9 protein-coding genes are annotated in these 11,219 nt (G+C 59.5%); 6 read left to right on the forward strand and 3 right to left on the reverse strand.

Features of this window, described 5'->3' with window-relative positions:
* Positions 1-18 precede the first annotated feature (18 nt).
* From QMK33_RS20120 to QMK33_RS20140, 5 genes are all read left to right on the forward strand, one after another.
* On the forward strand, positions 19-1,404 hold the full coding sequence (locus QMK33_RS20120) for an AAA family ATPase (RefSeq protein WP_283566420.1): 1,386 nt from the start codon (positions 19-21) through the stop codon (positions 1,402-1,404).
* A gap of 4 nt (positions 1,405-1,408) precedes the next feature.
* Complete coding sequence (locus tag QMK33_RS20125; RefSeq protein ID WP_283566421.1) at positions 1,409-2,233, forward strand: HNH endonuclease family protein; 825 nt, start codon at positions 1,409-1,411, stop codon at positions 2,231-2,233.
* Positions 2,234-2,245: 12 nt separating this feature from the next.
* Positions 2,246-3,577 carry a DUF2254 domain-containing protein gene (locus tag QMK33_RS20130; protein ID WP_283566422.1) on the forward strand — a complete coding sequence of 444 codons (1,332 nt, stop codon included), beginning with the start codon at positions 2,246-2,248 and terminating at the stop codon, positions 3,575-3,577.
* A gap of 124 nt (positions 3,578-3,701) precedes the next feature.
* A complete protein-coding gene (locus tag QMK33_RS20135) occupies positions 3,702-5,120 on the forward strand; it encodes an MFS transporter (RefSeq protein WP_283566423.1) in 1,419 nt (472 codons plus the stop codon).
* Positions 5,121-5,151: 31 nt separating this feature from the next.
* Positions 5,152-5,670, forward strand: coding sequence for a DinB family protein (locus tag QMK33_RS20140; RefSeq protein WP_283566424.1), 519 nt, complete (start codon positions 5,152-5,154; stop codon positions 5,668-5,670).
* A gap of 266 nt (positions 5,671-5,936) precedes the next feature.
* Here QMK33_RS20140 and QMK33_RS20145 read toward each other — a convergent pair whose 3' ends face one another.
* Together QMK33_RS20145 and QMK33_RS20150 are read right to left on the reverse strand one after the other, a co-directional pair.
* Positions 5,937-7,595 carry an amidohydrolase gene (locus tag QMK33_RS20145; RefSeq protein WP_283566425.1) on the reverse strand — a complete coding sequence of 553 codons (1,659 nt, stop codon included), beginning with the start codon at positions 7,593-7,595 and terminating at the stop codon, positions 5,937-5,939.
* A gap of 188 nt (positions 7,596-7,783) precedes the next feature.
* A complete protein-coding gene (locus QMK33_RS20150) occupies positions 7,784-8,554 on the reverse strand; it encodes an AMP nucleosidase (protein ID WP_283566426.1) in 771 nt (256 codons plus the stop codon).
* A 190-nt stretch (positions 8,555-8,744) separates the two neighbouring features.
* On the opposite strand from QMK33_RS20150, the gene QMK33_RS20155 reads away from it, so the two are divergent.
* On the forward strand, positions 8,745-9,215 hold the full coding sequence (locus QMK33_RS20155) for a type I restriction enzyme HsdR N-terminal domain-containing protein (protein ID WP_283566428.1): 471 nt from the start codon (positions 8,745-8,747) through the stop codon (positions 9,213-9,215).
* 354 nt (positions 9,216-9,569) lie between these two features.
* On the opposite strand, the gene ald is transcribed toward QMK33_RS20155, so the two are convergent.
* The gene (gene ald, locus QMK33_RS20160) at positions 9,570-10,697 is read right to left on the reverse strand and encodes an alanine dehydrogenase (RefSeq protein WP_283566427.1); all 1,128 of its coding nucleotides are present in this window, start codon (positions 10,695-10,697) and stop codon (positions 9,570-9,572) included.
* Between the last annotated feature and the right edge of the window lie 522 nt (positions 10,698-11,219).

Genomic DNA, 11,219 nt, shown 5'->3' on the forward strand with positions numbered 1-11,219 from the left:
CTTTCTTTATTTCGTGCAATGGCTGCTAAATCCGCTTCCCCGCCCCCGGCCTATTTCCTCTCCCTAAGCCTGGAAAACGTGCGCAGCTTCGGCGAAAAGCAGACAATTTCGTTTGCGCGGGAAGATGGCCGGCCGGCGCAGTGGACAATTATTTTGGGGGATAATGGGGTGGGAAAGACGACGGTATTGAAGGCATTAGCGAGCGTAATTCCATCACAAGGTGTGCCCGTAATTGATGAGAAATTATTCTCTCCTCAATATTTTGCCACTAGGAAAAGTAATCTGCGAGATGGTTGGACGCTAAATAGGGACGGAAATAGCGAAGTAGCTGTGGTCGAGTCAGTGGCAATAATAAGCCACATACTTACAGAGGACAGACACATATTTGAAGATAATTTGTTAGGTATTGCCTTGAAGAGTAATTATGGGAAAGGAAAAGGCTTTACGGGAGGTTCATCATCAGTATTCAGTGAAAATAGTCTTGGGCTAATCTGCTACGGCTACGGAGCAGGCCGCACCATTGGCAACTCTACTCTCAGCGAAACCCCCGAAACCGTTGATACCTGCGCTAGCCTTTTCGACGACCGCGCTGACCTGTTGAACCCCGAAGAGTGGTTTCTATTTGCCGATTACCGAATGGTAAAGGATAAAGACCCGCTTACCACCCAAAACTTCAATTTGATAAGAGCCGCTCTCCTCAAAATAATGGAGGAAGGCGAAGTAACCGACCTGGAAGTGGCCCCCGTGCAAAGCAACGGCGGCAGTCCCCGGCAAGGCGTGCGCTTCAAAACGCCCTACGGCTGGGTGCGCCTGCGCGACATGAGCCTCGGCTACCAAACGTTAGTTGTCTGGCTCACCGACTTTGCCGATAAGCTTTTTGTCCGGTATCCCGATAGCAAAAACCCGCTCGAAGAGCCGGCCATCGTGCTCATTGATGAAATCGACCTGCACCTGCACCCCAGTTGGCAGCGTAAGCTTGTTAAAACGCTGAGCGAGATTTTTGTCAACACCCAATTCATTGCCACCGCGCACAGCCCGTTTGTAGTGCAGGCGGCCAGTGATTCGAACGCAAATGTGGTGCTGCTGAAGCGGGAAAATGACCAAGAAATTGTGTATCAAGGCCATAGGCTGCCCGATGTGCGCCGCTGGCGCATTGAGCAGATTCTGAGTAGCGAATTATTTGATGATACGCCGCCCATTTCGCCCCAAACGGAAGCCGACCTCACTCGGCGCAATACGTTGCTATTGAAGAAGCGCCTGACTAAAGCCGAAAAAGAAGAGTTGGCTCGCCTGACGGCTGAACTGACCGGCTCGCCTGTTGGGATTACCCGCGCCGAGCGCCGGGCAGAAAGCTTGCTCGCTGAGCTAGCCCAAAACCTGGGTGAAAACGACTTGCTGCCCTAACTGTATGATTCGCATCATTAAGAGCGCGACAGTACCGGTTCCATTAGCCACGCGGGGTAGCACCGACCGGCCACGGTTGGAGAAAAAATATGCTGCCGACCCGGCGGCCTGCCAGGTGCCTGGCAATAAGCTACTGGAAGCGCGGGAAGGCATTTACAAAGACGAACGCGTGAAACTGCAACTGCGCATCGACCAGCACGATAAATGCTGCTATTGCGAAACTAAAGGTTTTGCCGCGACCAGCTACGAGGCAGTGGAGCACTTCCGGCCCAAAGGCGGCTACCAGCAGGCAGCGAGCGACCCGTTAACTAAGCCCGGCTACTACTGGCTGGCTTACGAGTGGCATAATCTCTACCTGGCCTGCACGCGCTGCAACACCGATTATAAAGGCAATCTGTTTCCGCTGCGCTACCCAGCAGCGCGGGCGCACAGCCATGCGGATGCGCTGAGTATGGAGGAGCCTTTGCTACCCGACCTGGCTACCGAAGACCCTACCCGGCACCTGACGTTCAGGGAAAACGCTGCCCAAGCGCTGGATGCACGGGGCCAAGCTTGCATCGACGTATTTGGCTTGGATAGACCTGCGCTAATCAAGCAGCGCCAAGACCATCTGTGCAACCTGCACAATGCCCGCATCGTGGGGGCTTTCGACCTCTCCGCGCCGCTAAGCACACGCGCCAGAAAATTCTTGCGAGACTTTGGCTATACCCTGGCCGAAGGCAAGCAGGTGGTAGCCAATGCCAAGCAACAATGGACCGAAGCTGCGTTCGACTCAGCCCAGTTTGCCAGCATGGTGCGGGCTAAATTCCCAGGTAAGCCCATCAACTAAACCCTGCCCGCCATGCCTTTTCGCCTTCGCCAAATCTGGCAGCAGCTGCGCGAGTCTTTGTGGTTTGTGCCGCTGCTGATGGTGGCGGCCGCGCTGGGGCTGGCCTTTGGGCTGGTGCAGTTCGACCAGCACGCCAGTGCCAGCGGCACGCGGCGGCTGCCGCTGCTTTTTGGCATTGATGCCGCTGGGGCCAGCGGTATGCTCACGGCCATTGCGGGCTCGATGCTGACGGTGGCGGCGCTCACGTTTTCGCTGCTGCTGGCCGCCCTGGCGCAGGTCAGCAACCAATACTCGCCGCGGGCGCTGCGCAATTTCATGCGCGACTTGGTCAATCAGTTTGTGATGGGCTACTTCGTGAGCGTATTTACCTACTGCCTGGTGGTGCAGGGCACCATTCGGGTGAGCCACGCCGGGCACTTTGTGCCTACCACGGCCGTGCTGGCGGGCCTGCTGCTGGCGCTGGGCGGGGTGGGGGCGCTGCTATTTTTTATGCACCATGTGGCCGAGGCCCTGCAAACGGGTACGCTGGTGCAGCAGATTGTGCGCGAAACCGAGGCGCAGATTGCGCAGCTGTTTCCGCACCGCTTCGGGCACGAGCTGCAACCCACGGCGCGGGCCGCCGCCGAGGCGTTTGCCGCCGTGCCGGAGGGCTGGTTTCCGGTGTGCTCAACGGCGGCCGGCTACCTGCAACAGCTTGATGCCCAAGGTCTTTTGGCCTGGACTACCCGCCACCGCACGGTGGTGCGGCTCGATGTGCACATCGGCGATTTTGTGGGCAACGGGCAGCGGCTGTTCAGTGTGCGGGCCGGTATGGAGCGCGCTGCTACCCCCGCCGCCGACTGGCCCGCCGACCTGCTGGGCTACGTGAGCCTGGGCCGCCACCGCAACCCCGAGCAGGATGTGGCCTTCGGCTTGCAGCAACTGGTGGATATTGCCCTCAAGGCCCTCTCGCCGGCCGTGAACGACACCACCACGGCAATTATGGCCATCGATTACCTGGGCGAGCTGGTGGGGCGGTTGGCCCACCGCACCTTCCCCGATGCGCTGCGCTCCGATGGCCAGCACCTGCGCGTGCTGGTGCGCACCTACTCTTTTGCCGACTACGTAAAGCTGGCTTTCGACTTGGTGCGCGAAAACGCCCGGGGCAACCCGGCCGTGCTGCGCCGCCTGCTGCGCGCCCTGGCCCTGGCCGCCGGCCAGGCCGCGGCGCCCCACCGCCGGCTGGCCCTGCGCGAGCAGGTGTTGCTGGTAATGGCCTGCGCTCAGGCCAGCCTGCCCACCGACTACGAGCGCGCCGAGGTGCAAAGCCTCTACGACGAGCTGCGCCCAGCCTGGGAGGGGTAGCGTGGCCGATGCGAGTTCGCGCGTGGGGCCACCGAACGTTAGGCGCTAAACAACGTTCCTACGCGCGGACTCGCAGCGTTCGTGCTACTCACCCGTATCTTGGCGGCAGCCAATTTCCCCCCTCATGACTCCCACTTCCGGCAACGTCGAAAAAGACAACAAGCGCATTACCACCGGCTGGACCTTCTACGACTGGGCCAACTCGGTGTACCCGCTCGTTATTACGAGCTCAATATTTCCCATTTACTGGGGCAGTATCACGAAGGAAATCAACCCTACCGACATGGTCGATTTCCTGGGTTTCCAGGTGCCGGGCTCGTCGCTGCTGACGTACGCCATCTCGGCGGCCTTCCTCCTTATTGCGCTGGTAAGCCCGTTTCTTACGTCGCTGGCCGATTACTCGGGGCGTAAGAAGCTATTTTTGCAAATATTTTGCTATATCGGGGCCGCCAGCTGCGCGGGGCTGTATTTCTTCACCAAGGATACGCTGACGATGAGCACGTTCATCTTCATTGCGGCCACGGTAGGCTTTAGCGGCAGCATTGTGTTCTACAATTCGTACCTGCCCGAAATCTCCTCCGAAGAGAAGTTCGACTCGCTTTCGGCGCGGGGCTTTTCGATGGGCTACATCGGCTCGGTGCTGCTACTGGTTATTTGCCTGGGCATTATTATGGGGCCGCACATTGCGGGCGGGCCCGAGGGCGTGGCGCTGTTTGGCATGAGCACCGGCATGGCCACGCGGCTGAGCTTTCTGCTCACGGGCATCTGGTGGGTGGGCTTCGCCCAGATTCCGTTTTTCACGCTGCCACCCGACAAGGGCCGCCCCGCCGACGCGCCCGTGTCCAAAGATGGCTGGCTGCTCAACGGCTTCCGCGAGCTGGGCAAGGTCTGGGACCAGCTCAAGCAATTGCCCAATCTCAAGCGGTTTCTGCTGGCCTACTTCACCTACAACATGGGCGTGCAAACGGTGATGTACGTGGCCACCATCTTCGGCGATAAGGTGCTGAAGCTGGATAGTACTTCGCTCATCGTCACCATCTTGCTACTGCAAATAGTGGGTATTTTGGGGGCCTGGCTCTTCGCCAAGCTCTCCGACCGCATCGGCAACACGCGGGCGCTCAGCTGGGCCGTATTCATCTGGATGCTCATCTGCATTGCCGGCTACTACGTGCAGGCGGGCTGGAGCTTCTTCGCGCTGGCCGCCGTTATCGGCCTCACCATGGGCGCGGTGCAAAGCCTCTCGCGCAGCACATACTCCAAGATTATCCCCGAAAACACGCCCAACAACGCAGCGTTTTTCAGCTTTTTCGACGTGGTCGAGAAGCTGGGCATTGTTATCGGCACGCTCTCGTTTGGGCTTATTGGGCAAATCACGGGCTCGATGCGCAACAGCATCCTGTCGCTCATCGTGTTCTTCATCCTGGGCCTCGGCTTCCTGCTGAGCCTGCGCGGCAGGAAGCTGCGCGACGAGCCAGCCGGTGGCAGCGTGTTGCCGCCCCCGCCGGCCTCTTCGGTGGCCAGCACTCCACTAGCCACGCGCTAAAAGCGCCAACTAAAAGCGCAACCTTTGCAGCATGATTCATCCTCCCCAACCTAATTTGCAAACTGCGCTTGGCCACGAGCTGAAGCACGAGCTGGCCATTACGCGCCGCGTGCTGGAGCGCGTTCCCACTGAGCAGTTTGGCTGGCAGCCCCACGCCAAAAGCATGACCCTGGGCACGCTGGTTGGCCACATGGCCAACCTCATCGGCTTCCTGGAAATGTCTATGCGGGGCCCTGCCTTTGACCTGGCCACTAATAAGATGCCCGATAGCCCTACTACCGCGGCCGACGTGCTGGCGCGCTTCGACCTCAATGCCGAGAACCTGCACAAAGCGCTGGCCGACGTGAGCGACGACGCTTTCAACGACATCTGGAGCCTCACGCACGGCGATAAAACGCTGCTCTCACTGCCCCGTACGGCCGTGGTGCGCACCCTGGTGCTCAACCACCTCATCCACCACCGGGGCCAGCTCAGCGTGTACCTGCGCCTGCTCGACATCCCAGTGCCCGCCATCTACGGCGGCTCGGCCGACGAAGCCCCGAAGCGCTAACAAATTGACTAGCAATTAATTAATTTATTGATACCTTATCAAAAAGGCCGGCTTACCCGCATGGGTAGGCCGGCCTTTTCTGTTGCCTATCAACCTGGCTCAAGGTACGTGCGCCGGTCCGCTGGCGCAGCCGGCCGACCGATTGACTCGTGCGCCGCCTGGTCAGTCGTGCGGCCATCGTTCACGCGCCAACCAAGCGGTCGTGCAGGCATCGTTCACGCGACAACCGGTCGGCCGGCTGCGCCGGCGGACCGGGGGCTGATGGGCTACTTCTGGCTGAATACGCGCTTACCGCCAATCCAGGTTTGCTGCACGGGAACGGTGCGCAGCTGCTCTTTGGGGGCGGTGAGGAGGTCGGTTTTCAGCACCACGAAGTCGGCGAGCATGCCCGGTTTTATCTGGCCTTTGCGCTTCTCCTCGAAGCCGGCGTGGGCGGCCCAGGTGGTCATGCCGCGCAGAGCGTCGGGGCGGCTGAGGGCGTTTTCCATCTGGAAGCCGCCGGCCGGGTAGTTCTTGGCATCTTGCCGCGCCACGGCCGCGTGGAAGCCGTAGAGCGGGTTTATATCCTCCACCGGAAAGTCGGAGCCCAGCGCTACCTGGCCGTATTGCTTCAGCAGCGCCTGGTAGATGTAGGCGGTTTTCAGGCGCGCCGCGCCCAGCCGCTCGCCGGCCCAATACATATCGGAAGTAGCGTGCGTGGGCTGCACCGAGGGCACAATGTGGTACTGGCCAAACTTCGCAATATCCGAAGGACTAACCACTTGCGCGTGCTCGATGCGCCAGCGCCGGTCGGGCTGGCCGGCCAGCGCCGCGCCATAAATATCGAGCAGCAGCCGGTTACTGGAGTCGCCGATGGCGTGGGTGTTCATCTGAAACCTAGTAGCGGCCAGTTCCTTGGCAATGGCCCGGTAGTACCCAGGGTTTTGCAGCAGGAAGCCTTTTTCGGCGGGCCGGTCGGTGTAGGGGGCCAGCAGCGACGCACCCCGCGAGCCCAGCGCCCCATCGGCATATATCTTGAAGGAGCTAATGGTCAGGTTATCACTGAAATACGGGCCTTTGGGCAAGTAGTACGCCTTGTTTTCGGGCGTGGGGTTGAGCATGGCATAGAGCCGCAGGTGCAGCTTGCCGGCCTGCTGCATGGCCGCCATGCGCTCGATATCTTCCCGGTCGAGGCCGGCATCGGCGAGGCTGGTGAGGCCCACGGCCAGGCAGTTTTGCTGGCCTTGCAGCAGCAGTGCCTCGGCTTCGGCAGCGCTGGGCTCGGGTATTTTGGTGGCTACGAGCTTCACGGCGTTATCAACCAACAAGCCAGTGAGCTGCCCTTTCGCATCGTGCCCAATCACACCGCCACTAATGGGCGTACGGGCCGTAACGCCCGCCAAATCCAGCGCCTTTTGGTTGACTAGCGCCGCGTGCCCATCTATTCGGATAAGCAGCACCGGCACGTCGGGAAACAGCGCATCCAGCGTGTCCTTGGTGGGGTAGTGCTGGCCGGGCCAGTCGTTTTGGTCCCAGCCGCGGCCGGTGAGCCAGGCCGTGCCGGGCTGCTGCTGCCGGTGCTGCGTAAGGCGGCCCACCGTTTCGGCCCACGAAGCCGCGCCCACCAGGTTAGCCGAACTCAGCCCCAGCGCGTAGCGGTAAAAGTGGCAGTGCGCGTCGTAAAAGCCAGGGTAGACAAACTGCCCCTCGGCATCCACCGTTTGCGCGGCCTGGTAGCGCCCTCGCAAGTCGGCCGACTTGCCCACGGCCACGAAATGCCCATCGCGCACCGCAAAGGCTTCGGCCTGGCTGAAAGCAGAATCCACGGTGTACACGTGGGCATTCGTCACCAGCAAGTCAACTACTTCACGCTGAGGCTGGCAGCCAACAAAGCCAAGCAAACCACCAACTAGCAGAGTACTCCCGAGTTTATAAATAAGCCGCATAGTACAAAAGGGTACGCAAAGTTCAAGGGCTAACCGAAAGGGCAAAGCTAAGCCCGTTCTCGCCAGAGAACGGGCTAGCCCAAACACCCCCAAGCACCTCACAGCGCGCGCCCAAAAAAAAGCGTAGTCAGCCCGCGTAGCGGGCGTATCTGCGAAATCCGTTAAATCCGTTTGAATCTGCGGTCGGGTTAGTCGAATTTCATGTGCTTCACCGACTCGCCCGAGTTCTTGAGCTCCAGCAGCGAATCGATGCCGATGGCCAGGTGGCGCTTCACAAAATCGGTAGTCACTTTGGAGTCCGACTCGGCGGTTTTCACGCCCTCGGGCGTCATGGGGTTGTCGCTCACGAGTAGCAGCGCACCGTGCGGAATGTCGTTCATGAAGCCGCACACAAAAATGGTGGCCGTTTCCATGTCCACGGCCAGGGCGCGCACACGCTTGAGGTACTCCTTAAACTCCTCGTCGTGCTCCCACACCCGGCGGTTGGTGGTGTACACGGTGCCGGTGTAATAGTCCATTTCGTGCTTCTTAATCATCGAAGAAACAGCGCGTTGCAACCGGAACGAGGGCAGCGCCGGAATCTCCTTGGGTAGGTAATCATCGGACGTGCCGTCGCCCCGAATGGCCGCGATGGGTAGCACCAGGTCGCCGAGCTTGGTCTTTTTCAGGCCGCCGCACTTGCCCAAAAACAGCGCCGCCTTGGGCTTGATGGCCGAAAGCAAATCCATGACCGTGGCCGCCATTGGCGAGCCCATGCCGAAGTTGATGATGGTGATGCCGCCCGAGGTAGCCGACTGCATGGGCTTATCGGTGCCGCGCACCTCCACGCCAAACTGCTCGGCAAACATGTACACGTAGTTGCTGAAATTGGTAAGCAGGATGTACTGCCCAAACTCGTGCAGCGCTACGCCGGTATAGCGTGGCAGCCAGTTGTTTACGATGTCTTCTTTGGTCTTCATCAGGAAATGAGTAAGTTGTAAATGCGTAAGTGGGTAAGTTGAAAATGAGTGGGTGGGTGAGCTAATAGTGTACTCGGTTGCCCAGTTACTCATTAAAAATAAAAAAGCCGCCTACCCAACTGGGTACGGCGGCGCGATGGGTGCTGAACCCAGGCGAAATGCGGCAGCCAAACCCATACCTTTGGAGGTGATGCAAGCGTTAGACCTGCCGCCTTTCGACCACAAAATTAGGCAAAATTCGGCGAATATCCCCGAGATATGGGACGAGCTGCGCCGCAAGTACGTGGTGCTGACCCCCGAAGAGTGGGTGCGGCAGCACGTGGCGCACTACTTAATGCGGCACATGGGCTACCCCCGCGGCCTGCTGAGCCTGGAGCGCGGCCACCGCTACAACCAGCGCCAGAAGCGCACTGACCTCGTGGCCCTCGGCCCCAACGGCCGCCCCCTGCTGCTGGTAGAGTGCAAGCGCCCCACGGTGGCTATTACGCCGGCCGTGGCCAGCCAGGTAGCTACCTACAACCAAACCATGCGCGCCCCGTTGTTGCTGATTACCAATGGCTTGGTGCACTACTGCTGGCAAGTGGATTTTGAGCGGGGCGCCAATGAGCGGCTGGCCGAAATCCCTGACTACGATACTGCTAAATTATTGATTGAAAACTAAGTACAAGAAATTCTGGGTGCCAGCAGCTGGTTGCTGGCACCCAGAATTTTTTCCTCTTCAATGAAGAATGCTTACCGTGGCGGGCTGCCCTCGTTGGGCAGGCTGCCCGCTCGCCGTCAGAACGAGCGGCGCGAATAGCGAACGGACAGCCGGCTCAATGCCGGTAGCCCGCCCAATGGCTCCCTGCGCGATTGGGGCTTCAGGTATCGGCAAAAGCTTATGGGCCAGGGTATTGACGCTAGCGCATAAAAAAGCCTGCCGGATGCGTATCCGGCAGGCTTTGGTAGCGGGGGGGGCTGCAAGTTTGTACGTGAGCCGTTCTACGCGCGGACTCGCAGAGTCCACGCTACATTGCTATACAGTAGCGCCTTCCAGCACCGAGTTTACGTCCACGAGGGGCAGGTTCCAGGCTTCGGCTACGCCTTGGTACACCACGTCACCGTGCACCACGTTGAGGCCGAGGCGCAGGGCCGCGTCGCGGCGGCAGGCTTCCTGCCAGCCTTGGTTGGCTAGCTTCACGGCGTAGGGCAGGGTGGCGTTGGTGAGGGCCAGGGTGCTGGTGTAGGGCACGGCACCGGGCATATTGGCCACGCAGTAATGCACCACGTCATCGATGATGAAGGTGGGGTCTTCGTGGGTGGTGGGGCGGCAGGTTTCAATGCAGCCACCCTGGTCCACGGCCACGTCGACAAGCACGGTGCCGGGGCGCATGGTCTTGAGCATGTCGCGGGTGATGAGGTGCGGAGCCTTGGCCCCGGGAATCAGCACGGCACCCACCACGAGGTCGGTGGTTTTGATGGCTTCGCGGATGTTGTACTCGTTGGAGTACTGCGTCACCACGTTTTTGGGCATGAAATCATCGAGCTCGCGCAAGCGGTTGAGGTTGATGTCCATGATGGTAACCTGCGCGCCGAGGCCGGCGGCTACCTTGGCAGCCTGCGTGCCCACGATGCCCGCGCCCAGCACGAGCACGTGCGCGGGCTTCACGCCGGGCACGCCGCCCAGCAAGATGCCGCGGCCTTTGAGGGGTTTCTCCAGGTACTTGGCTCCTTCCTGCGGGGCCATGCGGCCGGCTACCTCGCTCATCGGAATGAGTAGCGGCAGTGCGCGCGAAGGCAATTCTACCGTCTCATAAGCCAGGCAAACCGCCTTGCGCTCAATCATGGCGTGGGTCAGTTCCTCGCCGCTGGCAAAGTGGAAGTAGGTGAACAGCAGCTGGTTCTCCTTGATGAGCGGGTACTCTTGAGCAATCGGCTCCTTCACCTTGATAATCATCTCGGCTTGGCCGTACACGTCGGCAATAGTGGGCAGCAGCTGCGCCCCAGCCTGCTCATACTCGGCATCGGAGAAGCCCGAGCCTTCGCCCGCGCTCGCCTGCACCAGCAGCGAATGGCCGTGCTTGCGCAACTCAGCTACGCCGGCGGGCGTGAGGCCCACGCGGTTTTCATTATTTTTAATTTCCTTCGGAACGCCGATAATCATGGGGCAGGGGAGGGGAGAAGTGGGGGGAGATAACGTGTGGTAAAGATACGGAAAAGGCTGCCCGCCCGGCCGCGGCCGGGCTTTGGGCAAGGCCGAAAAATAGGCCGTGCGGCTACGTTACCGCAGGTGCCCAAAACGATAATTTGGAAACAAAATGAAAATAGTTTATGCCCGGGAGACTGAAAAAATTAAAGGCTTGGTATTCAGGTTTAAGAGCGATAAACTAAGCCTTGCATTAGGTAAGTGATTGGTTAACAAATACATTTAGTTGTTTAGACGACTGAAATCTGATTATTCTACTTTAAAGTAGAACATTCTTTAGTGCGCTTTTTGAGGCTGGCTTTTTCCTTTACCCCACCACTTATCTGCTAATGAAACACTTTTTACAACCTTGGCTAGTGCTCAGTCAGGGGAATTAGCTACCCTAATTTTCTGATAGTGGCGGTCGAGTTTGACGCGGGCTTTTTCGAGGGTAAACTGCCAGTGGACGGTGGCCTGGGCGGCATTGCGCTCGGCTACGCA

Origin of the sequence: Hymenobacter sp. H14-R3, from assembly GCF_030063445.1 — a bacterium.
GTDB lineage: Bacteria > Bacteroidota > Bacteroidia > Cytophagales > Hymenobacteraceae > Hymenobacter.

Bases quoted from the DNA above. Each gene is read 5' to 3' on its own strand.
- QMK33_RS20150 (WP_283566426.1), bottom strand. From the start codon at position 8,554: ATGAAGACCAAAGAAGACATCGTAAACAACTGGCTGCCACGCTATACC.
- QMK33_RS20130 (WP_283566422.1), top strand. From the start codon at position 2,246: ATGCCTTTTCGCCTTCGCCAAATCTGGCAGCAGCTGCGCGAGTCTTTG.
- ald (WP_283566427.1), bottom strand. From the start codon at position 10,697: ATGATTATCGGCGTTCCGAAGGAAATTAAAAATAATGAAAACCGCGTG.
- QMK33_RS20125 (WP_283566421.1), top strand. From the start codon at position 1,409: ATGATTCGCATCATTAAGAGCGCGACAGTACCGGTTCCATTAGCCACG.
- QMK33_RS20155 (WP_283566428.1), top strand. From the start codon at position 8,745: ATGCAAGCGTTAGACCTGCCGCCTTTCGACCACAAAATTAGGCAAAAT.
- QMK33_RS20145 (WP_283566425.1), bottom strand. From the start codon at position 7,595: ATGCGGCTTATTTATAAACTCGGGAGTACTCTGCTAGTTGGTGGTTTG.
- QMK33_RS20120 (WP_283566420.1), top strand. From the start codon at position 19: ATGGCTGCTAAATCCGCTTCCCCGCCCCCGGCCTATTTCCTCTCCCTA.
- QMK33_RS20140 (WP_283566424.1), top strand. From the start codon at position 5,152: ATGATTCATCCTCCCCAACCTAATTTGCAAACTGCGCTTGGCCACGAG.
- QMK33_RS20135 (WP_283566423.1), top strand. From the start codon at position 3,702: ATGACTCCCACTTCCGGCAACGTCGAAAAAGACAACAAGCGCATTACC.